Origin of the sequence: Kibdelosporangium persicum, from assembly GCF_013280595.1 — a bacterium.
Taxonomy (GTDB): Bacteria; Actinomycetota; Actinomycetes; order Mycobacteriales; family Pseudonocardiaceae; genus Kibdelosporangium; species Kibdelosporangium persicum.
The window spans coordinates 20,095-46,381 of sequence record NZ_JAAATY010000010.1 but is presented as its reverse complement, the minus strand read 5'-3'; the positions used below and the strand labels follow the sequence as shown (position 1 = coordinate 46,381).

Annotated in this window: 27 protein-coding genes; 16 read left to right on the top strand and 11 right to left on the bottom strand. The window is 68.1% G+C overall.

The window, feature by feature from the left end:
* Window positions 1–126: 126 nt before the first annotated feature.
* The 3 genes from GC106_RS19425 to GC106_RS19415 are packed head-to-tail and all read right to left on the bottom strand — an operon-like array spanning window position 127 to window position 2,897.
* Window positions 127–810 (bottom strand): response regulator, encoded by a 684-nt coding sequence (locus GC106_RS19425; protein ID WP_173132500.1) that lies wholly within the window; start codon window positions 808–810, stop codon window positions 127–129.
* Window positions 807–1,973, bottom strand: coding sequence for a sensor histidine kinase (locus GC106_RS19420; protein ID WP_312872740.1), 1,167 nt, complete (start codon window positions 1,971–1,973; stop codon window positions 807–809). The genes GC106_RS19425 and GC106_RS19420 overlap by 4 nt, the downstream gene beginning before the upstream one ends.
* Before the next feature lie 27 nt (window positions 1,974–2,000).
* Window positions 2,001–2,897: a CPBP family intramembrane glutamic endopeptidase gene (locus GC106_RS19415; RefSeq protein WP_312872739.1), complete on the bottom strand. Its 897-nt coding sequence runs from the start codon at window positions 2,895–2,897 to the stop codon at window positions 2,001–2,003.
* Between the two features lie 170 nt (window positions 2,898–3,067).
* Here GC106_RS19415 and GC106_RS19410 point away from each other — a divergent pair, with 170 nt between their 5' ends.
* On the top strand, window positions 3,068–3,838 hold the full coding sequence (locus tag GC106_RS19410) for a PIG-L deacetylase family protein (protein ID WP_217280711.1): 771 nt from the start codon (window positions 3,068–3,070) through the stop codon (window positions 3,836–3,838).
* Window positions 3,839–3,971: 133 nt separating this feature from the next.
* On the opposite strand, the gene bdeA is transcribed toward GC106_RS19410, so the two are convergent.
* The gene (bdeA, locus tag GC106_RS19405) at window positions 3,972–4,856 is read right to left on the bottom strand and encodes a bis(hydroxyethyl) terephthalate hydrolase (RefSeq protein ID WP_173132494.1); all 885 of its coding nucleotides are present in this window, start codon (window positions 4,854–4,856) and stop codon (window positions 3,972–3,974) included.
* 433 nt (window positions 4,857–5,289) lie between these two features.
* On the opposite strand from bdeA, the gene GC106_RS19400 reads away from it, so the two are divergent.
* From GC106_RS19400 to GC106_RS19380, 5 genes are all read left to right on the top strand, one after another.
* The gene (locus GC106_RS19400) at window positions 5,290–5,967 is read left to right on the top strand and encodes a hypothetical protein (RefSeq protein WP_173132491.1); all 678 of its coding nucleotides are present in this window, start codon (window positions 5,290–5,292) and stop codon (window positions 5,965–5,967) included.
* Between the two features lie 214 nt (window positions 5,968–6,181).
* Window positions 6,182–9,259, top strand: a complete 3,078-nt coding sequence (locus tag GC106_RS19395; protein ID WP_173132488.1) for an AfsR/SARP family transcriptional regulator — start codon at window positions 6,182–6,184, stop codon at window positions 9,257–9,259.
* A 100-nt stretch (window positions 9,260–9,359) separates the two neighbouring features.
* Window positions 9,360–9,839, top strand: a complete 480-nt coding sequence (locus GC106_RS19390; protein WP_173132485.1) for an NlpC/P60 family protein — start codon at window positions 9,360–9,362, stop codon at window positions 9,837–9,839.
* A gap of 23 nt (window positions 9,840–9,862) precedes the next feature.
* Entirely contained in the window at window positions 9,863–11,383 is a 1,521-nt protein-coding gene (locus GC106_RS19385) for a DUF8189 domain-containing protein (protein WP_173132482.1), read from the top strand.
* A 134-nt stretch (window positions 11,384–11,517) separates the two neighbouring features.
* A complete protein-coding gene (locus tag GC106_RS19380; protein ID WP_173132479.1) occupies window positions 11,518–12,045 on the top strand; it encodes a CGNR zinc finger domain-containing protein in 528 nt (175 codons plus the stop codon).
* A 9-nt stretch (window positions 12,046–12,054) separates the two neighbouring features.
* Here GC106_RS19380 and GC106_RS19375 read toward each other — a convergent pair whose 3' ends face one another.
* From GC106_RS19375 to GC106_RS19360, 4 genes are all read right to left on the bottom strand, one after another.
* Window positions 12,055–13,257 carry a MalY/PatB family protein gene (locus GC106_RS19375; RefSeq protein WP_312872738.1) on the bottom strand — a complete coding sequence of 401 codons (1,203 nt, stop codon included), beginning with the start codon at window positions 13,255–13,257 and terminating at the stop codon, window positions 12,055–12,057.
* A complete protein-coding gene (locus GC106_RS19370; RefSeq protein WP_312872737.1) occupies window positions 13,254–13,745 on the bottom strand; it encodes a DinB family protein in 492 nt (163 codons plus the stop codon). The genes GC106_RS19375 and GC106_RS19370 overlap by 4 nt, the downstream gene beginning before the upstream one ends.
* A gap of 116 nt (window positions 13,746–13,861) precedes the next feature.
* Window positions 13,862–15,040 (bottom strand): cyclase family protein, encoded by a 1,179-nt coding sequence (locus tag GC106_RS19365; RefSeq protein ID WP_217280710.1) that lies wholly within the window; start codon window positions 15,038–15,040, stop codon window positions 13,862–13,864.
* 112 nt (window positions 15,041–15,152) lie between these two features.
* Window positions 15,153–15,995 (bottom strand): TIGR03620 family F420-dependent LLM class oxidoreductase, encoded by an 843-nt coding sequence (locus GC106_RS19360; protein ID WP_173132471.1) that lies wholly within the window; start codon window positions 15,993–15,995, stop codon window positions 15,153–15,155.
* A gap of 99 nt (window positions 15,996–16,094) precedes the next feature.
* Between GC106_RS19360 and GC106_RS19355 the strand changes: the two genes are divergently transcribed.
* The 10 genes from GC106_RS19355 to GC106_RS19310 all read left to right on the top strand — a co-directional run bounded on the left by GC106_RS19355 (window position 16,095) and on the right by GC106_RS19310 (window position 24,245).
* Window positions 16,095–16,967, top strand: coding sequence for a LysR family transcriptional regulator (locus GC106_RS19355; protein ID WP_173132468.1), 873 nt, complete (start codon window positions 16,095–16,097; stop codon window positions 16,965–16,967).
* A gap of 169 nt (window positions 16,968–17,136) precedes the next feature.
* The gene (locus GC106_RS19350; RefSeq protein ID WP_173132465.1) at window positions 17,137–18,249 is read left to right on the top strand and encodes a sensor histidine kinase; all 1,113 of its coding nucleotides are present in this window, start codon (window positions 17,137–17,139) and stop codon (window positions 18,247–18,249) included.
* Window positions 18,242–19,339 (top strand): hypothetical protein, encoded by a 1,098-nt coding sequence (locus GC106_RS19345; RefSeq protein ID WP_173132462.1) that lies wholly within the window; start codon window positions 18,242–18,244, stop codon window positions 19,337–19,339. Before GC106_RS19350 ends, GC106_RS19345 begins: the two co-directional genes overlap by 8 nt.
* The gene (locus GC106_RS19340; protein WP_173132459.1) at window positions 19,324–19,992 is read left to right on the top strand and encodes a response regulator; all 669 of its coding nucleotides are present in this window, start codon (window positions 19,324–19,326) and stop codon (window positions 19,990–19,992) included. Before GC106_RS19345 ends, GC106_RS19340 begins: the two co-directional genes overlap by 16 nt.
* A gap of 228 nt (window positions 19,993–20,220) precedes the next feature.
* On the top strand, window positions 20,221–20,931 hold the full coding sequence (locus tag GC106_RS19335; protein ID WP_173132456.1) for a hypothetical protein: 711 nt from the start codon (window positions 20,221–20,223) through the stop codon (window positions 20,929–20,931).
* Between the two features lie 8 nt (window positions 20,932–20,939).
* Complete coding sequence (locus GC106_RS19330) at window positions 20,940–22,505, top strand: outer membrane protein assembly factor BamB family protein (protein WP_173132453.1); 1,566 nt, start codon at window positions 20,940–20,942, stop codon at window positions 22,503–22,505.
* A 15-nt stretch (window positions 22,506–22,520) separates the two neighbouring features.
* Window positions 22,521–22,829: a YbaB/EbfC family nucleoid-associated protein gene (locus GC106_RS19325; RefSeq protein ID WP_173132450.1), complete on the top strand. Its 309-nt coding sequence runs from the start codon at window positions 22,521–22,523 to the stop codon at window positions 22,827–22,829.
* Between the two features lie 17 nt (window positions 22,830–22,846).
* The gene (locus GC106_RS19320; protein ID WP_173132447.1) at window positions 22,847–23,146 is read left to right on the top strand and encodes a hypothetical protein; all 300 of its coding nucleotides are present in this window, start codon (window positions 22,847–22,849) and stop codon (window positions 23,144–23,146) included.
* Window positions 23,147–23,167: 21 nt separating this feature from the next.
* Window positions 23,168–23,491 (top strand): hypothetical protein, encoded by a 324-nt coding sequence (locus tag GC106_RS19315; RefSeq protein ID WP_173132445.1) that lies wholly within the window; start codon window positions 23,168–23,170, stop codon window positions 23,489–23,491.
* A 7-nt stretch (window positions 23,492–23,498) separates the two neighbouring features.
* Window positions 23,499–24,245, top strand: a complete 747-nt coding sequence (locus GC106_RS19310) for a WXG100 family type VII secretion target (RefSeq protein WP_173132442.1) — start codon at window positions 23,499–23,501, stop codon at window positions 24,243–24,245.
* Window positions 24,246–24,267: 22 nt separating this feature from the next.
* Here GC106_RS19310 and GC106_RS19305 read toward each other — a convergent pair whose 3' ends face one another.
* Genes GC106_RS19305 through GC106_RS19295 form a run of 3 tightly spaced genes read right to left on the bottom strand, consistent with a single transcriptional unit; the run spans window position 24,268 to window position 26,026 of the window.
* Window positions 24,268–24,669, bottom strand: coding sequence for a Fur family transcriptional regulator (locus GC106_RS19305; protein ID WP_173132439.1), 402 nt, complete (start codon window positions 24,667–24,669; stop codon window positions 24,268–24,270).
* 60 nt (window positions 24,670–24,729) lie between these two features.
* On the bottom strand, window positions 24,730–25,368 hold the full coding sequence (locus GC106_RS19300; RefSeq protein WP_173132436.1) for a choice-of-anchor M domain-containing protein: 639 nt from the start codon (window positions 25,366–25,368) through the stop codon (window positions 24,730–24,732).
* A gap of 16 nt (window positions 25,369–25,384) precedes the next feature.
* Window positions 25,385–26,026 (bottom strand): choice-of-anchor M domain-containing protein, encoded by a 642-nt coding sequence (locus tag GC106_RS19295; RefSeq protein WP_173132433.1) that lies wholly within the window; start codon window positions 26,024–26,026, stop codon window positions 25,385–25,387.
* Window positions 26,027–26,287: the final 261 nt, after the last annotated feature.

Below are 26,287 nucleotides of genomic sequence, written 5' to 3'. Positions count from 1 at the left end.
CCGCCGAAGAGTTGGTCGTCACTGCGACACTATGCGGTCAGTGATTCTTGCCGTTACGGCTATTCCCCACGACGTGGCGCATTCGCGCCAGCCATGCACAGCGCTGCTGACGCGCCATGAACGGTCTTACTCGGCGACGACCAGTCCCACGCGGTAGGCGAGGACGACTGCCTGCACGCGGTCGCGCAGGTCGAGTTTGGTCAGAATCCGGGAGACGTACGTCTTGACCGTTTCGACGGTGATGCTCAGCTTCTCGGCGATCTCCGCGTTGGAGAGGCCGGTGGCGATCTGTTCGAGCACCTCCAGTTCGCGCCGGGTCAGGGTCTGCCGGATCTGGTCCAGGGCAGGTCGTGCGGTGTCGGTGGGACGAAGCCGTTCCGCGAAGTGACCGATCAGATTGCGGGTGACAGCCGGGGCGACCAGTGCGTCACCGGCGGCGATCGTCCGCACGCTGGCGATCAGTTCCGCCGGTTGGGCGTCCTTGAGCAGGAAACCGCTGGCGCCTGCCCTGAGCGCCTCGTAGGCGTGCTCGTCGACGTTGAACGTGGTGACCACCAGCACTTTCGCCGGTCGTTCCACACCACGGCCGGCCAGCCGGCGGGTGGCCTCGATGCCGTCGAGAATGGGCATACGGATGTCCATCACGACGACATCCGGGCGTAGGCGGAGCGCCTCCTCGACGGCCTGTCTGCCGTCCGCGGCCTCGCCGACGACCTCCATGTCCGGCTGTGCCGAGAAGATCGTGGTGTAGCCGGCACGGACCAGCGCCTGGTCCTCACAGACCAGCACCCGGATCGGCGCGTCAGTCATGCTTCGCTCCGTGAAGGGATGAGGGCGTGCACGCGGAACCCGCCTTCGGGCCGGGCCGCGGCCACCAGGTCGCCATCGAGCATGCGTACCCGCTCCCGCAGTCCTCGCAGGCCGCGCCCGCCCGAAGCGACATCGGGTGTGCCGTTCGTGGCTCCGTCGGTCGTCACCTCGATCTCGATCCGGTCATCGTGATCGTCGATCCTGACCATGGTGGACTGTCCTTTCGCGTACTTCATCGCGTTGGTGAGCGCTTCCTGCACGACCCGGTAAGCGGCCAGTTCGACGTCGACGGCGTGCTCGCGCTGATCGCCATGCCTGGACAGTTCGACCGGCTGGCCGGACAAGCGGGCCTGCTCGACCAGGTCACTGACCCGGCCGAGGGCCGGTGAGCGGTCCGTGGTCGTGGAGTCGCCGGTCGCCTCCAGCACACCGAGCAGGTGGCGCAGTTCCGTCAGTGCCCGGCGACCGGTGTCGCTGATGGAGGCCAGCCCTTCCCCGACACGTCCCGGCGCGCCGTCGAGCAGGAATTGTGTCGCGTCGGCCTGGATGACCATGGCGGTCACGTGATGGGTCACCACATCGTGCAAGTCCCGGGCGATGCGGGCACGCTCGCCGGCAGTGGCCACCTCGACGCTCAGCCGGCGGCGCTCAGCCTCTTCGGCCCGCCATCGCCGTATCGCGGTCCCGGACATCCACATCACCACCAGCGTCAGATAGAACACGAGGAACACCTGGATCTGGCTGGGAGAACCCAGCAGGTGCAAGACGACTGCCAGTCCGCAGTAACCCGCGCTCGCGCCCGCCGCGAGGACCGCGCGGTGGCGGACCTGGTGGGCACCCGCGGCGTACAGGGCCAAGTACAGCCCGATGCTCGCGAACGTGTCCGGGTAGCCGAACGACTGGTGCAGCGCGAAGGCGACGCCGATGATCGCCAGGCACGCCGCCGGCCACCGGCGCCGGAGCGCCAGTGGTGCGGACTGAGCCACGATCAGCACCAGTGCGAGTGCGTCCACGGGACGTTTCGGCAGGTCACCGAGCTGAGCTCCGATGGCCGACACTGTCGGCACGAAAGCCAGTGCCGTGAGCGCCGCGGAGAACAAAGTGTCCTTGGCGAGCTGAGTTCTCCGTTGCCACCAGGCGCGTGCAGTCTGGACCAGGAACACCACGCGAGCCTACTGGCATGGGAGTGGTCAGGCCTTGGCACGCCAGCGACGGGGCTGGATCCGGCCTTCCCGGACCGCGCGCCGCAACAGGACGACGGTGGGAACAAGGCAGATCAGCAATGCGATCAGGCTCGCCTCCGGTCCGAACGTGCCACCGGTCAGCGGGGACGGGCCGGACAGCGTGGTGTGCAGCAGACTGCGCGGAGCCTCGGCCGAGCCGGAGATCGCGACACCGAAGATCCCGGCGTGGGTGAGGTTCCACGCGAAGTGCACGCCGATCGGCAGCCACAACGAACCGGTCGCGACATAGGCGGCACCGGTCAGGGCACCACCCGACAAGGCGATCGAGATCGCGCCCCACACCGTCGCGTTCTCGTTGAGCAGGTGCGTCAAACCGAACAGCACCGAGGACGTGACCAAGGTGATCACAGTGCCGAGATGCTCCTGCATGATCCGGAACAGGATGCCACGGAACAGCACTTCCTCGACGACCGCGACGCTCGCCGTCGTACCGGCGGTGGCGATGAATCCCCAGACGGAGCCCCAGCTCATGTCCTGCCAACCGCCGAACATCGCGATCAGGAGCATCAGCGTGACGAACAGCCCGGCCCCGACCGCCGCCCCGCGCAGCAAGCCGGACCACATGCCCCGCGTGTCGACCTCAGGGACCGCTGACCGCTGCTCGACGACCTGGGACAGCCGGCGGTAACCAGTCACCATGGCGACGGCGACCCCGATGCCCACCGGCAGCGCGAGGAGTGCGACCGGCGACACGAGCTGGTTGACTCCGGCGTTCGCCAGCATGACCGCGAAGAACGCGATCGCGAGCACGGGAAACCGGAACCTGCGCAGCCTTGCCGTCCGGACGGCGTCCCGCACGTGATTCGTGTCGGCCAAGATCCTGGTCCTCTCTGCTTGTGCCACGGGGATTCCCTTGTGGCACACAGAGATTAGGAAGCCAGGTGGTGCGGCCACATCCCGCTGGAAACGACAACCGCGATAGCTCTCACGAGGGACCCGCCGCACCTCGGCTCATCCGCTGAGCGAGACGCCGCTCGTGCCCGGCCGGCCGGTGAACCCTGAAACAGGGAAGGATGGCCGCCATGACATTGCCTGCTCTTCCCGAGGAGTCCTTCCAGCGAGTGCTCTGCGTCGTCGCGCACCCTGACGACATGGAGTACGGCACCTCCGCGGCCGTCGCGCGCTGGACCGCCCGTGGCATCGAGGTCGGGTACCTCCTGCTCACCCGTGGCGAGGCCGGTATGCCGAACCATCCCGAGGAAACGGCGCGCCTGCGTGTCGCCGAACAGAGGGCGGCCTGTGACGTCGTCGGCGTCAAGCACCTGACCGTCCTGGAACATCCGGACGGTGTCCTCGTCTACGGCCTCGATCTGCGCCGCGACATCTGCCGGGAGATCCGCAGGTTCAAGCCCGACGTCGTTCTCGGCATGGGGCACCAGGTCGAGACGCCCTTCGGCTTCGACCAGGCCGACCACCGCGCGGCAGGGCTGGCGACGCTCGACGCGGTGCGCGACGCGGGCAACAGGTGGGTCTTCCCGGAGCAGGTCGAGGAGGAGGACCTTGAACCGCACTCCGTGCGCTGGTTCATCGTGCCCGGGCTGCCCGGCTTCAGCGTGACCCACGGCGTCGAGGTCACCGGGGAGCCGCTGCGCCGCGGCGTCGCCTCGCTCGAAGCGCACGGCGCGTACCTGGCCGCGCTGCCGGACCATCCCGCTCCCGCGGACTTCATCCCGCAGTTCACCGCGATGAGCGGCAAGGCCATGGGCGTCGAGCACGCCGTCCTCTTCCGTGCCCACGACCTGCAGGCGCCACCGGAGTTCTCCACCGAGGGCACGCAGGACTGACTTGCTCCCGAGCGGGCCGGCCTTTCGAAGAGCCGGGGTAGCTCGTTCTCAGGCGCGCGACGCCGCCCTCACCGGCAGGGTACGGCGAGGGCGGCGTCGTCGATGACGGCTCAGCCGGGCCGTCGGGCCTGGATCAGACCGAGTGCGGACAGGTGTCGCGGTACTCCGAGATCGCCGTGCCGCGTGGTGCCGGGCACAGGAACTGCTCGTAGCGCAGATCGTTGTCGATGAACCTCTTCAGCCAGGAGATGCTGTACTTCGCGATCGTGGTGTTCGAGGAGTTCGGTGCGAAGTGGCTGGCACCGGCCAGTTCCAGGTACGCCTTGTCCAGAGTGGAGGGAAGGCTCTGGTAGAACGGCTCCGCGTGCGAGGACACCGAGGCTGTCGAGTCGTTCTCGGCGCCGATGATCAGTGTCGGTGTCTGCACGGTCGACCAGGTCTTGGTCGTGTTCCACGGCGTCAGCGGGATGGCCGCCTGCAGGCTCGGCCTGTCCTTCGCGGCCTCCAGGGAGCCGCCTCCGCCCATCGAGTGGCCCATGACGCCGAGCCGGTTCCTGTCGATGCGGTCGCGCACCGAGCTGCTGGTGGTCAGGTAGTCCAGTGCCGCGAGCAGCTGGTCGCCCCGGGAGGCGGGCTGGTCGTAGCGGGAGTTCGTGTCGATGGTGAAGATCACGAAACCCTGCGAGGCCAGGCGCGGGCCGAACCAGGAGATGCTGGACTGCGAGGCGGTGTAGCCGGGGGCGATCGCGACGGCGCCGAACGTCCCCTCAGCGGTGCTGGTCGGGTAGTAGATCGTGCCACCGCCGAAGCCCCTGACGGCGACGGAGGACACGGTTGTCTGCGCGGTGGCGAACGGGCCACGGGTGGCCTCGATGCTCGCCGTGGTCGGCGCGGGACCCCGCTCGAAGGGGTTGTCCGCGGCCTGCGCGGCGGTGGGGACCGTCAGGAATCCGGCAGTGGCCGACAGGGCGACGACGGCTCGCCGGACACGTCGGAACGGTGGGGTTTTCACAAGCATGGCAGGGCACTCCCAGGAGTGAAGTCCGGTGTGGACTCTTGTGTCGCTTGTGGAGTCTGGCGCCTGCCTACTCGCGAGTCAAGTAAACGATCGGCTACTGTTGGTCACATCACCGATGGCGACCGGAAGCGGGCCGACGCGGACCCGTGGCGCGGCGACACGCGCGTTTCCTCGGCCCGGCCAGCCGCGTGGGTCCATGGTCACCGCAGGCTCGTGAACGGCGGTACTGTGCCGGGCGCCGATCTGTACCCAGAGCGAATCACGTACACCGGCCACGGCCGATCTTCTGCGCCGGGGACCGTGAGCCTTCGCGGTCCAGCCGGTCGCTTCCGATTCGATGATCGGGACAACCTGCGTACCGGTGAACCGTCTACCAAGTATGAGCACATCGCACAAGACCACGTCCCGTAAGGGAAGTACCGTCGTCGTGACGATGGCGACTGCGTTGGTGATCGCGGGCTGTACCAGTCAGAACGTGGCCGCTCCCACAAGCACGGCGACGTCCGGCCCTGTCACGGCAAGCAGCGCGGCGAGCACGCGTTCTCCGGCCACTTCGGACTCGCAACCGCAGGTCGGCTCTGGTATCCCAGCGAATCTGCTGCTGCCCAACGAGAACGAAGGCAGCACGTCGCCGGGAGCGACCGGGTGGAAAACCGACAACACGATCGGGCAGCCCTGGTTGCTCGACCCATGCCGGCCCACCACGTACCCCACTGACAGCAAACGCGTCGCGTTCCGCAGTGTCAGCCGGACAGGTCCGGAACTGCGGCAGGCCAGGCAACTGGCGGCCTTCCCCAGCGCGGATGTCGCCGCGGAAACGGTTTCCGGGTTCCGGCGTGTCCTGAGTGCCTGTAAGACGGGCGGAAACGCCTCGGAAGGCAACGCATGGCAATGGGTGAGTGAAGACGTCCGCATCGGTGACGACGGCTTCGTCGCCGCCGGCACCGTCGGCGGGCCGGCGTTTTCGCCCTCGGGCACCCGGATCGCCGTGACCAGGGTGGGTTCCCTGGTGTTCCTCGCCTACGACGAAGGTGAATACTCCTCCGCCCAGATCGACGGCGGCGCCCGCAAGACGCAACAGGTGGCCGAGCAGTTCGCCGCGTCGAAGTGACGCCCGCCAGGCCAGCCCAGCACCACAACCTGGTGGCGTCGAAGACCTCGGAGTGTTGCCGCTCGAACCACCAACGAGTCGCGAGTCCGATATGGACGGACCTTCTCCAGGAAGGACAGGCGTTCGCCGGAGCAACGATCATTACGCGTACCAGGGGATGACGGGGTTACCACGCACACCCGATAATGGGAGCGATGGTTCCTTGGGGGTTTGCATGAACGTGGGCGCTTTAGGTCCGGTCGAAGTCGTGGCGAACGGAGTGCGGGCGAATCTCGGTGGGGCGAAACCGCGAACACTGCTCGCCGCGCTGCTGGTGGAGCCGGGGCAGGTCGTGGGCATCGAACGGCTGGTCGACATGATCTGGGACGAACGGCCGCCACAGTCCGCCGTCGCGCTGGTGCACACCTACGTGTCCTCGCTGCGGCGCAGCTTCGCCTCGATCGGAGCGCCGGCCGCGGTCGCGACCCGCGCGCCCGGTTACGTGTTGGAGATCGAGCCCGGCGATGTCGACATCGTCGCCTTCGCCCAGGGCCTCGCGCAGGGGCGCCGAGCCGAGCAGCTGCAGAACTTCCACGAAGCGACCGAGCTGTACCGCCAGGCGCTGGCACTGTGGCGTGGCCCCGCGTTCGGCGGTGTCGAGGCGGGATTCGCCCGCGCTCGCGCCATGGTCATCGAGGACGAACGATTAGCCGTCGAGGAAGGGCTCGCCCGGTGTGAGCTCGCGCTGGGCAACGTGTCGGCGGCGCTGTCCCGGCTGTCCGCGCTGTCCACGGCGCATCCCCTCCGGGAGGACGCCCGCGCTCTGCTTATGCGGGCCCTCTACCAGAGCGGCCGCCAAGCCGACGCGCTCACCGCCTACCGTGAGGGCAGGGAGCGGCTCATCACCGAGCTCGGGGTCGAGCCGGGCGCGGCCCTGCGGGAACTGCACAGTCAGATCCTTGCCGGAACGCTGTCCGGGCCGGCACCGGCTCAAAAAACCGCTACGTCGACCATCCGGCCACCGGCACCGCGCCAGCCGACGGCAGCGCCAAGCCGCATACCGAATCAGCTTCCGCCTGACATCGCCGACTTCACCGGACGGGCGGAGCAGGTGACTCGGGTCGTGCGGCTGGCCAGGTCACAGGCTCACAGCGCGGCACCGATCGTGGTCTCGGGGGTCGGCGGGTCCGGCAAGTCGGCGCTCGCGGTGCACTGCGCCCATCTGCTCGCCGGCGACTACCCGGACGGCCAGTTGTTCGCGGACCTGCGCCGGACCGGCAACCCGGTGGATGCCGGGGACGTCCTTGGCCGGTTCCTGCGAGCGCTTGGCGTGCCCGCCGCGGACCTCCCGGACGACCCGGACGAGCGGGTCGAGCTGTACCGGATGACCGTGGCCGGTCGCCGGCTGGTCATCGTGCTGGACAACGCCCGCGCCGAACACCAGGTTCGTCCGCTCCTGCCGGGGTCCGGAACCTGCCTGGTGATCGTCACCAGCCGTGCCCGGCTGACCGGTCTGGCCGGGGCCGAACCGATCGAGCTGGACATCCTGTCGACCGAGACGTCCGTGGAGATGCTCGGCCGGATCATCGGCACCGAACGAGTCGACAGCGAGCCGGACGTCGCGGCCACGATCGGTGGCCTCTGTGCCGGACTGCCGCTCGCCATCCGGGTCGCCGGGGCCAAACTGCTCGCCCGGGCACACTGGCCGCTGCGCATGCTCGCCACACGGCTGGCCGACGAACGCAGGCGGCTCGACGAGCTGGCCGTCGGGGACCTCGCGATCAGGTCGAGCCTGGAACTGCACTACGCCGAGCTGGACAGCGAGTGCAGGCGCGTGTTCCACCTGCTCGCCCTGCTCGATCTGCCCGGCTTCGGGGCATGGTTGGCTGTGCCGCTGCTGGACGTCTCGCCCGCCAGGGCCGAGGACCTGGTCGAGCACCTGGTCGACCTCCGGCTGCTCGACATCGCCGGGATCGACGCGCTGGGACGTGTCCGCTACCGCTTCCACGAACTGGTGCGGATCTTCGGCGCCGAGCAAGGCACCCGGCACGAACCGGCCGGCGTGATCTCCGAGGCGCTCAGCCGGATGCTGCACATGCTGATGGCGCTGGTGGAGGCCGGTGCGGCCCGGATGACCCGGGTGACACTCGGGTTGCGGCTGACTCCACCGACCGAGGTACGGCTCGACCCGCTGCTCGCCGCGGATGCCATGAACAATCCCACGGACTGGTTCGCTTCGGAGACCACCACCATGGTCCGGGCCGTGGAACGGGCACGCGAGCTGGGCGCGGAGGAGTCGAGCACGCTGCTGATCACCTCATTGCTGTCATCGCCGTTCGTGGCCCGTAACGAGTTCGACGGCTGGAAACGCATGCACGATGCCGGGCTTGACGCGGCGGCGCGGTCGGGCGACAAGCGCGCCGAGGCGGCCATCCTGGCCGGGCTCGGTCAGGTGTACTACGAGCGGGACGACTTCGCGGCGTCCCTCGAGTACTTCCAGCGGGCCCTGGGCACGGCGGTGGCAGCGGGTGAGAAGTCGATCCAGGCCGTGGCCCTGGTGGGGATCGGCACCGTGCAGCGAGACCTGGCGCGATTCACCGAGGCGGGGACCAGCCTGGTCCGCGCCGCCGAGCTGGCCCGCCACATCGGTGACGGCAGCCTGTTGGCCGCGGCGAAGTACGGGCTCGGCGCCATCGACCGCGATCACGGCGACCTCTCTGTCGCGGCGCGTGCCTTCGAGGAGTGCGTCGAGCTGTACCGCGAACTGGACGACCCGCGCGGTGAAGCACTCGCGCTGCGCGGGCTGAGCTTGTGCCGGCGAGCGGAAGGCGACGCGGAGTCAGCGGCCGCGCTGAGCGAGGACGCATACCTGATCTTGGCCAGGGTCGGTGACTTTCTGGGCGCCGCCTACGCGTTGCAGTCCTTGGCCAAGGCGAAACTCCGCCAGGGCCAACCGGGGGGCGTGGCGGAAATCCTCGCCGCGTGCCTGCGGATATGCGCCGACCACGGAGACCGGTTCGGCACCGCCCTGACCACCCGCACCCTCGGCGACCTCGCGTTGGCCACTGGTGATCCGGCTGCGGCGACCGAGCACCTCGAGACCGCCGTTCGGCTATGGCATGACCTGAACCTCCCACTCTGGGAAGGACGGACACTGCGTGACCTGGCCGCCGCGGTCCTCCCGCAGGACCCCGCCGCGGCTGAGGACCACTGGTCCCGCGCGCTCGCCTTGTTGCGGGCGAACGGCGCCCGTGAGGCGGGCGAGTTGGCCGGCCTTGCTCCCCGTGATTGGCTCAATCGGGTGCTCTTATAGGAAACCTATAGGCGGTATCGGCCAGTTATAGGCCGTCTGCAGACGCGTCACCGAAGCTTTCCCTGTCAGCAGGAAACGACACGGAAAGCAGGTGACGCGAATGCGTCCATCGCGCACGAGGCTGCCGACGGCGATTTCGGGACCGGAGATCACCAGAAGCGAGATCATTCGGCGCGCGAAGAGCTGGTTGCGGCCCTCCGTTCCCTACAGCCAGACGAGCTTTCACGAGAACGAGCACGGCACCTACCGGACGGACTGCTCGGGCTACGTGTCCATGGCATGGGCGCTTCCGGGAAAACCGTCGAACCGGCATGGCGGACTCGACACCATCGGGCTCGCCGCGGTGAGTTCCACGATCACCAAAAGCGAACTACTGGCCGGGGACGTGCTGCTCCGCGTCAGCGGTACGAATCTCGAACGACACGTCACCATTTTCGACAAATGGGTGGACGAGACCGGCGATGCGTACTGGGGATTTGAACAGGCCGGTGGAGTGGGAACCGTGCACAGAATCCTCGACTACCCCTACGACGACACGCCGGAGATGTATTGGCCCGTCCGGTACGTCGCGGTCGTGTAGGAACTTCTCGAAAGGAAATGAAAATGAAGCTTCGGAAAGATTGGATCGACCCGGCCCGTCGCGCGCTGCTGGTGGCCGCGGCCGGGCTGTGCGTCACCGTGTTCGCGCCCACGGCCTCCGCCGCGCCGGTGCCGGAGAGCGACATCGGGGTGCTGTTCAACTGCGGCACCTACCCGGCCAACCAACCGACCAGCCGGAGCCAGACGTTGACGCGTTCCAAAACGTGGCTCGATGCGCGTGTTCCGTACAGCCAGTCGGCGTGCCACTCCAACCACTACGGCTCCTACCGAACCGACTGCTCGGGGTTCGTCTCGATGGCGTGGGGGCTGCGGGTGTCCTACACGACCTCAGACGTCCACCTCGTGTCGCACGAAATCCCGCGGGCGGACCTTCGCCCGGGTGACGCGCTGAACGACGCGGGCTCCCACATGGCGCTGTTCCTCAGGTGGGATGACGCGGCACGCACCAGACCGGTCGTACGTGAGCAGGCCGGGCCGAAGGGGTCGCCCACAGTGGAACGGGTCTGGTCGGCGTCGTACGCGAGCGGCTACACGCCGATCCGGTACGACAAGATCGTCGAAGACGCGGCTCAGCCGGCTTCGGGTCCGATGTTCCATCAGGTTCGTGGTGTGGATGGCGGGGAGTGGTCGGGTTTTCAGCCGTTGGCTGGTTACGGTACGGCGGAGCCTGGTGATGCTCGTGATATGTCGATTGCGGCGATGCCTGATGGTTCGGCGCAGGTGTTGATCGTTGGTGCGGATGGCCGGGTGTACCACCAGGTTCGGGAGGTGAACGGTACTTGGACTGGGTTCCAGCCGCTGGCCGGTATGGGGACTGCTGATCCTGCGGGTGGTAGTCGTGTCAGCATCGCGGGGATGCCTGATGGTTCGGCGCAGGTGTTGATCGTCGGTGCCGATGGCAAGGCGTACCACCAGGTTCGCGATGTCGGCGGCAGCTGGACCGGGTTCCGTCCGGTCGCCGGAATGGGTTCCGCCGACCCGGCAGGCGCCAAGGACGTCGCCATAACCGGGATGCCTGATGGTTCGGCACAGGTTCTGATCATCGGTGCGGACAGCCGGGTGTACCACCAGATTCGCGGGGTCACGGGGAACTGGTCAGGGTTCCAGCCGCTGGCCGGTATGGGGACTGCTGATCCTGCGGGTGGTAGTCGTGTCAGCATTGCCGGGATGCCTGATGGTTCGGCGCAGGTGTTGATTGTCGGTGCCGATGGCAAGGTGTATCACCAGATGCGGGAAGTCAACGGCGGTTGGACCGGATTCCAGCCAGTGGCCGGAGTAGGCACGTCGGATCCCGCGGGTGGCAAGGACGTCGCCATAACCGGGATGCCTGGTGGTTCGGCACAGGTTCTGATCATCGGCGCCGATGACCGGGTGTACCACCAGGTGCGTGAAACCAACGGCAGCTGGACCGGGTTCCAGCCGCTGGCCGGGATGGGCACCGCTGATCCTGCCGCCGGTAGCCAGGTCAGCATCGCCGGAATGCCCGACAACTCCGCTCAGGTCACCATCGTCGGCCGACGCTGACCGGCGACACCTTGATCCGCCTGCCAACCTCGGCAGGCGGATCTCGGTGTTCGGCTGCGGTGTCGACTTCGGCCATACGAGGATCGCACCGGGTCAGGTTGCCGCGTTCCGGCCGTTACCGTCACAATGGTGACGTGCACGTGTTCGTGAGCGGCAGGGTGTCGCTTGACCTGGCCGGAACGCTGAAGTGGCGCCGGAGCGAGCCCGAGGAACTGCTGCCCGACGGTCCCAGCGTCGCCGAGTGGATCGTCCAGGCCCGGCTGCTCACGCGACCGCCGAAGGTGGACGACGCCGGTGCGGCCGAGTTCCGGAGGTTGCGGGAACTGGTCTACGCGGCGACACGGCTGGAACCGAAACGCCGGGTCGCCCGCGCGGAGTTGCAGGCGTTCGCCGACCAGCCGCCGGTGCGCTCGGTGCTGACGGCCAAAGGCACGCTGGAACGTCAGGGGGACGTCGTCGCGGTGCTGTCGACAGTGGCCCGGGACGCCATCGAACTGATCGGCTCGCCGGACCTCGACCGGGTGCTGGAATGCGGCAGGCCGGAGTGCACCCGGCTGTTCGTGGACGACTCCCGGGGCAAGCCCCGGCGCTGGTGCGGAATGACGGAATGCGGCAACCGGATGAAAGCCGCCGAATACCGGCGCAGACAGCGCGCGAGATAGGCGTTGTCCTCATGTACCGCGTGAGTGGCGCGCCATCGTGCCGAGCCTGGCCAGGATGTCCTCCAGCAGCGACGCGCTTGTGGCGAAGTTGAGCCGGAGGTACTGCTCCGCGTCCGGACCGAATCCCGGGCCACCGTCGAGGAGCACCTTGGCGCGGCGCAGGGTCTCGCCGACCGGATCGTTCCCGGACAAGCCGAGGTGTTGGGCACGGAACCAGTACAGGTAAGTCGCCTCCGGCATCGGCTCCGCCGCGTCTCCTGCCCATTCACGGACAGCTTCGGCGACGCGGCGCCGGTTGCGATCCAGGACGCGCATGAGCCGGTTCTGCCATTCCGCGCCGTGCCGCCACGCCGCCAACGTGCCCGCGACGCTGAGAGGTGATACGACGCCGTACAGGTCGGGCGGCTGGGCGTCACGCAGCGCCAGCAGCCGTCGGGGTCCATAGTGGACGACCGAGCAACGCAGGCCGGCGATGTTGAACGCCTTCCCGGCAGACGACAGGGTGACCGTACGCGCGGCGGTGTCCTTGCTGAGCGACGCGAACGGCACGTGCTCGTGGGGCGCGAAGACAAGTTCCGCGTGGATCTCGTCGCTGATCACCAACAGGTCGTGCCGGTGCGCGATGGCCGCGATCTCGGCGAGTTCCTCGCGAGAGAGGACACGCCCGGTCGGGTTGTGCGGGTTGACCAGCACCAGAACCCGGCAGTCATGGGAAGCGACAGCGTCCGCGAGGCCGGCGATGTCCGGCACCCATCCCTCGCTGGTACGCAGCCACGGCGAGTTGACCCGCTTGCGGCGCATGGTGTCGATGGTGGCGAGGAACGGAGGGTAGTTGGGGGTCTGCACGGCGACCGCGTCGCCGGGCTTCGTGCTCAGGTGCAGCAGGAGTTGCAGGCCCTGAATGAGGTCTGTGTGCTCCCGGACATCGGACGCGGCGATCTGCCAGCCGTGGCGTTCGCGCATCCGGTCGGCGAACCCGGCACGCAGGGGATTGCCGTCCGGCCAGTTCGGATAGCCGAGATCTCCGTTGTGGACGGTGTCGGAGATGGCCTCGGCGACCACCTGCGGCACCGCGAAGTCCATGTCCGCGACCCATGCCGGCAGGACATCTCCGGCTACCCGCTGCCATTTGACGCCGGGACGCCTGCGTAACTCGTCAAGCCGTAGGCGGTCGAACAACGGGTCCGTGGCCATCGTCGTCGGCACCGTCACGATGCCTGCTTCCCGAGGAGAACGTCGCGAGTGAGCTGGACTTGACCGTGGTGCTGGGCCAGTTCCTCGAGCACGTGCAACAGGACTCCGGTGCTTGTCAGTGGCCGGTCCGGGCCCTCGTAGTCCGCCGAAGGCGGATTCGCCGGGTACAAGGGCACTTCGGCGGCCAGGTCGTCGCGCAGGTTGCGCCGCACGTTCGCGATGTGCTCGCGCAGGGTCTCGATGCTTCCCGTCGCGCCGAACTCGGCGTTCCGGTCGCGAGTGGACGGTCGGCCGGCCACCACGTGGCCGATCCAGTAGTCGGCTACTTCGGCGCAGTGGTACGCGATGGCATACGGGCTGTTCGCGCCGCCCAGCGGCGGCCTGGTGTTGACGCGGTCGTCGCCGAGTTCGGCAAGGACCTCCAGCATGCCGCGGAACGCACGGTCGAGGAAGTAGAGGTATTCCCCGGCGCTCACCGGGGTGGTGATCGTGGGTGATGTGTCCACAGGCATCCGTCCAGACGTCTCGGAACGCCGCCCCTCGGCGTCACCGTTCAAACAGTGACGACTAGTGTTGACGTGCCCGCGCGTCACTGTCAAGACAGTGACGCGCGGGGCGACGATCAGCGCCGGGGCACGGCGAGGGCGGCAGGCGGGGTGTTTCCGGCGGTGGAGCCGACATGGAACTGGGGCGTGACAATGTAGACGAACTCGGACACGCCGTCCGCGACCAGTTCCTCGGTACGGATTCCCTCGCCGATGCGGACGCCGTGCTGGGCGAGAAGCACCTGGTGCACCGGGAAGACATTCTGGCCGGTGACCGCGGGATCGGTCACCTCGAGTCCCCAGGTGTCGCTGCCGACCATGGCGACGCGGCGGGACGCGAAGTACCTGGCTTCGCGGAGGTAGATGCCCGGCTCGTTGGTGATGTAGCGCCGGTTGTTCGGGTTTTCCGGGTCGTCGAACGCGGCCCGGTCGAGCAGGTGCGTCCACCCGGTACGCAACAGCGCGACGTCGCCTGGTCCAGGCTCCCGGCGCACGCCCTGCCTGCGCAGCGCGGCGCGCAGGTCGGTCAGGGTGATCCGGTAGTTGTCGCGTAGCACCCATTCGCCGTTCACGGGTGAACGGAACAGGTCGGTACCAGCGCCCTGTGCCAGCTTGAGGCCGACGATGTCGTAGACGATCCCACGGGTCACGATGGGGCCGGTGTGTTCGTTGCCGAGTTTGGCCAGTCCGCGCGGAGTCGCGATGTCCGGTCCACGGAAGCCGTTGTAGTAAATGTCGCCGACGCCGACGTGCCCGAGGTTGTCGAGCTGGGTGGCGATCTGGTACGTCCCGCTGTGCGGGAACCGCTCCTCGTTGAAGGAGATGGCGTTCGCGCCGAGCGGCGTGGCCGACTGCAGGATGCCTGACTCCGGATGTGTCCGCGGGTCGTAGTCCGCGGACGGGACGAAGTCGCCCTGCGGCTGGTAGCCGGTGACGAGCAGCCGCTGCCGCAACACCCTGGGCGGGACGCCGGCGAACGCCGGGAAGTTGTCCTGGAGCAGTTCGCCCAGGTTGTACGTCTTAACCGGACCGCGCCCGTCGAGCAGCCGCAATGCTTGGCCGGTCCGTTCGGGAGTCACCTCGTTCCACGTGCCGCGTTGGTCATCGCGGCCGTAACGGCGGGCGGTGCGCTCGGCCCAGCCCGCCACCTCGTCCAGCGAGAACATCCGATCGCTGAACTCCTCTTCGGCGGCCGCGGCCGAAGCGTCGATCCCTGCCGAGACGGCGGCGGTGACTGCCGCCGCCTTCGCCGTCAAACCAAGAACATCGCGTCTGCTGTGGAGATGCGTGCGTAGCATGTCGGGTCGCATGACTCGCCAGCGTACTGAGAGTCACCGTTTCGCGACACCGCGCGATGGGTCGATCCCGCTACGTCCGCAGTACCTGCTGATCCCGCACAGCCTCGGCGACCGCGCGCAGAATTCCGACCGGATCCTCGCCCATGGCGTGCAAGCCGACGTGACTCGCCCCGGCCGTCAGCTCCACGCGGACGCCGGCCGCGATGGCGGCGGCGTCGCCGTGCAGCACGAGTGCGTCGATCAGCCGGTCACTGAAGGGATCGGTGAGATCCTGGTCGGTGTAGCCGATCCGCCGGAGGTTGTTGGCGTAGTTGGCGATGCCCAGCATGGGCCGGACCCCGGCCCGGCCGGTCGCGCGGGCCCGTTCGGTGTCGGTGTCCAGCAGCACGCCGTGTCCGGGCACCACCAGCTTGTCCGGTCCGAGGATCTCCCGGGCTCGCCGGGTGTGTTCGGGCGTCACCTGGAGCGTGACCGTGCCCGCGGCACGGTCGGCCGCCAGGCGGAGCATCTTGGGCCCGAGTGCGGCCAGCAGCAGCCGGTCGGCGGGCACGCCGGCCGTGGTCAGAGTGTCCAGATAGGTCGTGATCTTCGCGACTGGGGAGGTGTACCCGGCGTCGTGTTCCCGGTGGCCGGCGCCGATGCCCAGGAGGAGCCGATCGGGATGCTTGTCCGTGATCCGGTGGTAGGACTCCGCGACAGTCTCCGCGTCAGCCTGCCACACGTTGATCACGCTGGTGCCGACCACGATCCGGCTGGTGGCGTCGAGCAGTCGTTCCGCCGGCAGGAGATCGGCGGCCGGCGACGCGGCCAGCCACACCGCGCCGTATCCGGCCTCCTCCAGCGCGACGGCCTGCGCGGCGGTCGCGTCGGCGGCGGTCAGGTAGGCGCCGAGCAGTCCCAGTTCCAAAGTCATGGTCACGACTTCAGCACCGGACAGCGGGACGAACCAGACTCAACCGGCATGCGCTGCGATAAGCTCAGCTTATCGTCGGAGTCGTACCGGGCAGGAACCATGGAGTTGCGGGCACTGCGTTATTTCGTCACCGTCGCCGACGAACTGCACTTCGGCCGGGCCGCCGAGCGGTTGCACATCGCGCAGCCCGCCGTCAGCCAGCAGATCGCCCGGCTGGAACGGGAACTCGGTGTCCGGCTGCTCGACCGGTCACCCCGGCGTGTCCGGCTCACCGAGGCCGGGCAGCGGGTGCTCGACGCGGCACGCCGGACGCTCGCCGCGGCCGAACAGGTACAGGTCGCGGCCGTGCAGGTCCCGACGACCGTGCGCATCGGCACCGCCGCCGGCATGACCGCCCGCCTGGAACGGGGTATCGACGCTCTGCGCGAGCGTGCGCCCGAGTTCGACGTGGTACTGGTCGATCTGCCGATCGACGCCCGGCTCAACGCTGTCAGGCACGGTGAACTCGACCTGGCGCTGACTCGTGGCGTGCGTTCCGTGCCCGGGCTCACGGTGCTGCCGACCTGGACCGAACGTCTGTTCGCGGTCGTGTCGCAGCGCCACCCGGCCGCGGACCGCGGTGCCGTCAGCCTTGCCGAACTGGCCGACCACACGCTGCGTGTGCCCGCTCGCAAGCACGATCCGCCGCTGCACGACGCCTTGGTCCTGGCGCTGCACGACACCGGGCTGTGCCCGAAGGCGGGCCGGCCGACCGGCGCGCTCCAGGACACCATCGTCGAGGTCGGCTCGGATCCACGGAGCTGGACGGTGCTGCCGGCCGGTCAGGTCTCCGAAATCCGCTCCACCCGCGTCCGGTCGATCCCGCTCGAGCCGGCGATCACGATCGCCGGCAGCATCGTCGTCGCCACGGGCAGTGCGAGCAACGCGGTCGAATGCGTGGTCGCGGCCTTCCGCGACGACCCGGCGGGCTGACCGTACTGTCCACAGTGGATCAGGCAGTCCGGGGTGAGGACAGGTGGCAATTTTGGGGTATGAGGCCAAGGTCACCATGATCATGCGTAGCCTTGTCTCCACGTGATCATGGTGACCGGTAACGTCACCGCCGCGAAGTTTGACCGAGTTGAGGCCGGCGAGGTGACGGGTGACGGGCGAAGCCGTGCGACTGCTGGGCGACTTCGGCCGCCGTTACGCCGTCGGCGTCCGCGTCGCGATCCTGCCGCCGATCGGCGCGATCGCCCTGCTCAGAACCTCCGCGGAGGGCTTCGCGGCCACGGCGCTGATGGTCGCCGTCGCGGTGGCATGGACCTGTGGCCAGGGCTGGTGGCTGTACCGCGGCCGCTCCGTCCCGATCGCGGCGGACGTGACGATCCTGCTGGGACTGTGCCTGAGTGTGTTCTGGACCGAAGCGGTGGCGGACACCAACTTCGGGTGGCTCCGGCTTCTGGTCACCTTCGCCTGTGTGACCTGGCAGTGGCACACCACGCTGGTGACCGGCGCCGTCGCCGCGCTGGTGGCCAGTGTGGGCATGATCGCCATCTTCATGGTGGCCGGTTTGCCGGTGGACTGGGTACAGGCATGGATGCTGGTGATGGCCGCGATGTCCAGGGCGGCCTGGATACTCGTCAGCCGCGCGGCCGAACGCGCCGACCGTTTGGCCGCGGCGGCCGAACGAGCGCGCCGGGAGTCCGCGGTGGCGGCGGCCGTGCGGGCCGAGGAGCGTGAGCTCGCGAACTCGTTGCACGACACCGCGGCCACCACGCTGCTGATGGTCGGCACGGGGCAAGTGCCACCCGGTGCGAGCTGGCTGGCCCCGCAGGCGCGGCGCGACTTGGCCCGATTACGTTCCGACGGCGGGCGGACGCCGTCGCGCGCCGACCTCGTCGATCTGCTACGCGCCGATCTCGACGCCGGCTACCTGACCGTCGAGCTTGACGCCCCGCCACGGCTGCCGTTGCCGTTCGACGTGGCCAGCGCGATCGTCGGCGCGGTGCAAGAGGCTCTGAACAACGTGCGCCGCCACGCCGGTTCGGATGAGGCGACCGTCCGGCTGCACGGCGACCCGACCGCGGTGCGGGTCGAGATCGTTGACAAGGGCAAAGGTTTTGAGGTCGTCGACGCATCCGGTGCGACGCGGCGCGGGCTGCGTGAGTCCGTGCACGGCCGGATGAACCGGATCGGCGGCACGGCCACGATCACGTCGGCCAAAGGAGCAGGCACTGTGGTGCGACTGGCGTGGCGGGCCGACGGTGAGTGACGACGAGACTCAGGCGCAACTGAGGCGCGGGTTACGGATCGCGACGTTGCTCGTCGCCGTGTTGACGGTGGACGTGCTCGGCCTGATCAACCTGTTGCGGCACCTCGAATCCCATGTCGTTCCGGCTGCCCAGTTCGTCGCCATCGTGGCGCTGACGGTGGTGCTCGGCACCGAAGCGGTGCTGATGATCAGGCGCAAGCCGTGGCAGTTCCTGCGTTGGCCGGCCCTCGCCCTGGTGTTCGGCGCGTCCGCGCTGTCGTACCTGACGCTGCCGGACGGCAAGACGTCGACCTCGGTGGACTGGATGTTCGGGGCGACTGGCTGGGTGGTCCTCGTCGTGCTGCTCGACCGCCCATTGAGGACGGTAGCGACGTTCCTGGTGGCACACGAGGCGCTCGCGCTGGTGAACTTGTTGCTGTTCCACGACGTCAGCCGGGGGACGCTGGCGCGGTTCGCCACCGGTTCGGTGACGGTGTTCGGGCTCCCGCTGTGCGTGGCCGTGGTCGCGGCCGTGCTGGGCCGGATCGGCAGGGAGGCGGTCAAAGCCACCCGGGAACTCGAGGGCATACGCACCGCGGAGGCGGTGGCGGAGGCCGCGCACCAACGCCGCACGCAACGATTCGCGGAACTGGCCGGCACGACTGTGCCGCTGTTGGAAGGGCTCGCCGACGGTTCGCTCGTACCGTCCGATCCCGCGGTGCGGCGCGGTTGCGCGATCGAGGCGGCCAGGATGCGCCGGCTGTTCGCCGAGACGGACACCGTCGAGAACCCGCTGCTGCACGAGCTGCGCCACTGCGCGGACATCGCCGACCGCAAGGGTGTCGAGGTCGAACTCGACGCGCGTGGCCAGTGGCCCGTGCCGCCCGTGGTCGTGCGGCGCGATCTCACCGACGCTGCGCTCACCGCACTCGCGACGGCCGACTCGTGGGCGCGGATCACCGTTGTCGGCAGCGCTGATCTGGTGTCGGTCAGTGTGGTCGCGGACTGCGCCGAGCCGGTCGAGCCGGCATCGGCCACGCCGCACGTGCGGGTCGAGATTTTCGGCGGCGACGGGACTGTGTGGATGGAGGCCCAATGGCAGCCGAGCTGATCACGGCGGTGATCGTGGACGATCACGTGGCGATCGCGGCGGGCGTGCGGTACTGGTGCGAGCAGGCCGACCCGCCGATCAGCCTCGTCGACGTGGGGGACCGGCTCTCCGGTGTGTGGACCGGCCCGGGCGCCGACGCCGACGTGGTGATCTTCGACCTGGAACTGGTGCCGGGCAAACCGGATTTCGGCGAGCTCCGCAGGCTGGTCGACAGTGGACGGCGGGTGGTCGTGTACTCCCAGCACGCCGACAACGTCACCGCGATCAAGTGCATCGATCTCGGCGCGCTGGCGTACCTGACCAAGCGTGAAGGGCCGAACCACCTCGTGCCCGCCATCAGAGCCGCCGCCGAGGGGCGGGAGTACACCGCGCCGTCGTTGTCCGGCGCGCTGGCCGCCGACGACACTCCGGACCGGCCGCGCCTGTCACCACGGGAGACCGAGGTGCTGCGAGCATGGTTTGCCTCTTCCTCCAAGGAACTCGTCGCCGCGAAACTCCACATCACCGTCAAGACCGTCGACACCCACATCGCCCGGGTACGGGTGAAGTACGCCAACGTCGGACGGGCCGCGCGTACCAAGAGCGAGCTCGTCACCCGAGCACTCGATGACGGTGTCATCACACTAGCGGAGCTCAACCAGGCCTCGCTGTAGGGCGTTCACCCGACAACACCGGCCCCGCGGTCCACCTAGCCTGACTGGCAACGGTGGTACCGCGGGTACTCGCTGTCGAGGGGGCAGCGAATACCGCGGTACACAGCCACATCTGGCAACCATCACCATCTGGGGAAGTCGCGTGTACCGGGAACAGAATTACGTGTGTCCACTCGGGGGGATCGTGGTTCGCCGTCGACTCGATCAGCGAGCGGAGCTGAGGAAAGCATGACGGCATACGGCAACTACTATCCATACCCACCGAACCAGCCGTACTACCCACCGAACCAGCCGCTGCGCCAGCCACCGGCGCCGGAGCCGGTGCGACCGGCGGTGCTGGTGGGGGTCAGCCTGTGGCGCCTGGCCATCATCGGCTGCGCGTTGTACGGGTTCAGCGACGCCACCGGCTGGTCGGAGAACTTCGAAGGGCTCAGCCAGCAGGCCAGCCTCGCCACCGCGATCGCCTACATAGGACTGCTGTTGTATCCCGCGGTCACCGGGGGAAGGCGGCACGAGCCGAGGTCGCCGTGGCTGCGCGGCGCCATCACGGTGCTGTTGCTGCTGGTGGCCGGCACGTTCTTCGGCATCATGGGGGGCGACTTCGACTACCTGCCGTTCGAGCACGTCTACACACCGCTGATCGTGCTCGTCGACTGGCTGTTCGTCGGCCGCAACCAGGCTGCTGTCAAGTGGTGGCACCCGTTGACGTGGATCGCCTTCCCGCTGGCGTACCTCGTCTATTTCCTCGCCGGTGGGATCTACAACTCCCTGTACTCGTTCCTCGACCCGGACGGTGACGAGTTCGCCGCCATGATCGGTGGACTGCTGGTCGGCGTCATCGTCATCGGCTACCTGCTCTACGGCGCCGGAAAGCTCAAGAGCGCCGTCAGATCAGGCCCACCGTCTTCGTACCCCCAGCACGGCTACCCGGTGCGGTAAGGAAAACGATGTCCATGCAACCCCAGTATCCCGGACACGGCGCACCGGGCCCCGGTCCGTACGGGCCACCGCAGGGCAACTACCCGCCACCCGGCCCTCCGCCGGGAGGCCCATGGCATGGTCACGTCCCTCCGGGCGGGCCGCGACCGGATGCCCGGCGGACGCGGCTGATCACCATCGCCGTGATCGTCGCCGTGGTGGTGATCGGCGCGGCGGGCGGCGTCTGGTTCTGGACGAGTGGCGGCGACGGCGGTTCCGCCGGAGCCGACACACCCGCGGCCCAGGACTACGAAGCGGCGGTCGAATCCGTCGGCGCCGCGGAAGTCGCGTGGCAGGTCCCCCAGGGCGTGGCGCCGAAGACGATCGGCGTCGACGACCACTGGGTGACCGGAGAACACCTGGTGCGCAGGCTGCCCGGCCGGGTCGTGGCGTACGACATGAAGACCGGCAAGCAGGCGTGGGAGGTGCCGGTCGGCAAGGTCGACGACTCCCGGTGCCCGTCGTCCCAGGAACATTCGAAGCTGCGGGTGGCGTTGCTGGTCGCCACCGGCGATGGAACGTCGAGCCTGTGCGAGAAGCTCGTCGTGGTCGACATCGGCACCGGTAAGGAGGTGGTCGCCGCCGACCTGCCGCCGGTCAAAGGCGGCCAGGTACGCGTCACCGACGTGCCGGTGGTGTTCGGGGAGGCGGTGGTGGTTCCCAGTCAAGCCGGTGTGCGCGTCCTCGACATCAACACCGGTGCGGTGCGGTCGACGCCGAGTCCGGATGCCGCGTGCCAGTCACGCAGCGTCGGCCTCTTCGGCGACCTTCTGCTGGCGCACGCGGTCTGTGGCAACGCCGGCAACCAGTTGCGTGCGTTCGACGCGAACCTCAAGTCCGTATGGGAGTGGGCGACGCCAAAGGGGAAGGACGGGAAACCGCTCCCGGTGCTCGATGTGGTGTCCGCCGACCCGCTTGTGGTGGAGCTCGGCCATTTCGGCCACGAAACCCAGTTGATGCGGGTGGACCCGGCGTCTGGCAGGACGGTGCCGATCAGCGCGTACGTCCGTGGCAAGTACATGTCGGCCTGCGACGGGTGGTCACTCGGCTACTGCGACCGGGCGAGGGTGGCCGGGAACAAGGTGATCGTCATGACGCCGCCGACTCAGGTCAATCCCGACACCAAGGACGCGTCACCCGGCATGCGGAGCACGGAGTTCCGCAACGAGTTGGTGGCGTTCGACCTGGACACCGGCAAGGAGGCGTGGCGCACCGGGATGGTCGCGGGCCGGGCACTGAGCCTGGTGCCCGTGACCGACGGCGGCGTGGTGGCGTACCAGCCGGCCAATCCCAACGGCAGCAAGGGACTCGTGCTCTCCGTCGATCCGGGTACCGGCAAGCTCGCGCCGCTGATGGCGATCGGGCCGAAAGCCCACGCGGACGACAAGCTCAACAAGCATGTCAGGACGTTCGGCTTCGGCGCGGACAACCATCAGGCGGTGTGGCGCGATGGTCTTTTTGTCATGTTCAAGACGACCCACCGCGCAGCCTCCCAGGGAGATCCGGACACGGTGGCGTTCGCGCTGCCCCGCTGACGAGAGGTGTCCACGATGCTGATCGATTCCAGGCGTTGCGCGCAGATGGTCCAGGACGCGCGGAAGCTGACCGAGATCGTGACGGCGATCACGGGTGTGGTCGAGCGCGAGCTGTCCGGTCGCCAGTCGGTCGGGGTGTCGGATGGCCGCATGGTCAAGGCGATCGCCGACCACCGCGGGCGGGTGACGCGGATCGAGATCGCACCTGCGGCCCTGACACGGACCCGCGGTCCCCAGCTGGCGCAAGAGGTGGTGCAGGCGGTGAGCAGGGCCCAAGCCCAGGCACGGGCCGACTACGAACGTGTGCTGCGTACCGGCCACTGATTCGAGGGGAGAGGTCCATGGGTGACGACTACGAGATGCGGCTGTACGACGTCGGTGAATACGACGAGGAGCCGCCGCCCCGGCGAGCGGCCCGCCCGTACCAGTCCACAGTGTCCTACGCCGAGGCGGAGATCCAGCACGGCCTTGGCCGTCTCGGCGTGGACCGCAGCGGAGCGCTCGCGCACATCGAGTTCGACGACAGCGCTCTGCGGCGGATGCGCCCGGACCCGCTCGGTGACTACCTTCTCGCCGCGTTACGCACGGCCGAGGAGATGGCTCGGCGGAAAAGGATCGGCGGACACCGCCGCGACCGTTGACACAGAAGGGGAGGAGCGTCGATGACCGACGGCTACAAGGTAGTTCCCGACGCGCTGGGGGACATGTGGGAGGGACTCAGCGACGCCGAACGGGACTGGGCCGACATGCGGGACAGTGTCGACAGCCTGGTGCTGGGCACGTTGTCCCTTGGCGTGCTCGGTGAACTGTCCAGCTATTCCACGGCCTACAACGACGTGAAGGACGTGGTTGTCGACAAGCTGGCGGTCGGCCGCGAATCACTCCACGACACCGCGAAGGCGCTCGAGAAGGTCGCCAAGTTCTACAACGAGCAAGAAGCCGAATACTACGAGCAGTTCGGCTACGTCGAAGACGAGATGGACTGACAGGGCTATGACAACTCCTACCGACAGCGGCGCACTCAGCGCCCAGCTCGGCCTGCCCCAGGGTGATCCCACTCCTTTTCCCACCGATGACGCGGCGAACGTGACGAGCTGGGCCGAGGAGATCGACGCGTGGATAGCCGCCGGTAGCGCCGTGACCGGCGTTGTCGTGCCCAATGGACAGTCCTTTGTGGCCGTCGTCTCGGACGCGATCCAGATCATCAAGGACATCCTCGGCGATCCGCGTCTGGTGATGGACACGGCGCTGGCCTGGGGGACGGCCGCGGCCGTGCCCACGACCATCAAACAGGACCTCACCGACAGGAAGAACGTCCTGATCAGTTACTGGGAAGGCGGCGCGCACGACGCCTTCACCGGCCACCTCGACGCCATTCTGGCCGGAATGGACACGGCGTCGGCCAAGATGACCGAGATGGCCAAGACCATCGCGGGTGCGTACACCCATGTGATGAACACCTACGAGACCGGGATCAGCTACCTGGGTGACTGCGCGGCGAATCTCGCGGGGCTGGCCGCACTTCCGTTCAGCCTCCTGGACGCCGCGGAGTTCGCCAAGGGCTTCGCCGAGGCGATCGTCACCCTGCAGGATTCCAACCTCGCGATCATCAACGACTACCGGCAGGACATCATCAACCTGTCCATCGACGCCATCACGTTCCCCACCCTGAGCAGCAGTTCGGCCGTCCTCGACCGTATCGACGACACCGACGACTGGGACGTCAGAGCCGCCAGCTGACCCTCGTGAGTGTTTATCAGGGTTAGAACCCGGACAAACACTCACGAGGGGAGGAGCAGGTGCTGCACAGGCCGACCAGGTTGATCTGGACCGAGTCGTCGGCGAAGCCGAGTTCACGCAGCCGTTCACGGGAAAACGGCCCTGAGGGGGAGCCGTGGACCTCGACGGCACGATGGCATTGTCTGCACAGCAGGTGGTGGTGCACGGTCGGCGAACAGTGGCGGTAGCGGTGCTGCCCGTCCGGGCCGAGAAGCACATCGACCTGCCCGGCATCGGCCAGCAGGTGCAATGACCGGTACACGGCGGTCAACGAGACGGCGTCGCCCCGAGATCCCAGCGTGGAGTGGATCTCCATGGCACTGCTGAATCTGTCCTGTCCGGACATGGCTTCCCAGACCTGCCGGGTTTTGCCGGTGAGACGCATGGGCGGTCCTTCGCTGACCGGCAGCCGCATCGCCTGCGGCTGCCGGACTTCAACCGATGCTCAGGGCTGGACTTCGAAGGTGAACGACGCCGGGGCGGAGGTCACGGTGCCGCCGCCGGCCAGTGTGCCGGTGACCTGGAAGGTGACCGTGTACGTGCCGGCGGACTTGAACGCCCAGTTGGCGTGTGCGTGCGTGCCCACCGCGACCGGCCTCGTGTCAGGCAGGCCGTTGCCGCTGTCGAACAACACCGTCGGTGAGCCGAAGGCATTGGTCGTGTAGACGGCGAACTGTCCACCCGAGACAGACAGTAACGTGGTCTGCGTACCGGTGAACGTGCCGCTGGGCAGGCGCTGGGTGTTCCAGCCCGGCCACAGCAGGCCCGCCTTCTGGGTCTGGGGCAGGATCCACACCGTCGAGCCCGGCGTGCCGAGGAACGAGTAGGCCGAGCTGTTCGGCACCGTGGTCTTGGCACCGGCCAGGACCTGGAACACCACGTCCGCCGGATCGCGGAACACGGGAGTCGCCGCGGTGCCGTCGTTGACCTCGATCTTCAGTGTTCCCGCGGTGTACGAGGGATCGATGACGTCGACGTGGCCCGCGCTCAGGGTGACGGCGGGCAGCGCCTGAGCGGGCGCCGCGGTGACCAAGGACGTGGCCGCGACCATCACGGCCGCGAGGACAGACGTGCGTAAGCGCATTGCTGTTCGTTCCCTGTCAGGAGTTGAGAACCCGGAAGGTGACGGTGGTGGGCGCCGAGGTGACCACCGAGTTGTCCGCGGCCAGCCGGGCCGTGGCGACGAAGGTGAAGCGGTAGGTGCCCGCGGCGCTGAACGTCCAGTTGGCGTGCTGGTGCCCGCCGACCGTCAGGGCCGTGGCGTCGGGCAGGCCGTCACGGCTGTTGAACACCACGCCGGGGGCGCCGACGGCGTCGGTGGTGAAGACGCTGACCTTGCCGGGACCGGACACGGCGCACAGCTTGAGCGTGACCTGGTCGCCGGTGAACACACCCGCTTCCAGCTCCTCGCTGGACAGTCCGGCGAACAACAGTTCGGGGTCCTCGGCCTGGGGCAGGATCCAGACGGATTTGCCTGGGGCGCCGAGGAAAGCGTAGGCGGGGTCGTCCGGGACGGTGGCCTTGGCGGCGGCAGGTACCCGCAGCAACACGTCTGCCGGGTCATACTCCTGCTCCTCGTGGTGGACGTGCAACTCGAACTCGCCGTCCGCGTACTCGACGTCGACCACGTCGATGTGTCCCTTGTCGAGGGGCACCAGGGTGGCGGCCTGTGCCGGCACACCGATGCCAACGGTCAGCACGAGCGCGCCTGCCACCGTGGCGGCGCGGCTTCGTAAACGCATGGGGTCTCCGTTCATCGGCACCTCCCGGCCGGGAGGGCTAATGAACATGATATGCATTTTCATGTTCCCGCGACAGGGTGGACATCACCTTGCGAACGTCCTGAGGCGTCCATTGTGGACGTCGCGACAGTGTTCGCGGCTGGCGTGGGCGCGTCACATGCTGGGGTGCGCATTCCTTTATCTAGCAGGGCGAACCTGGCTCGTCGCCGGTCGAGGGAGTACGCCGTCGGCGGTGGTGTCCCGCGACCGGATGTGTTAATA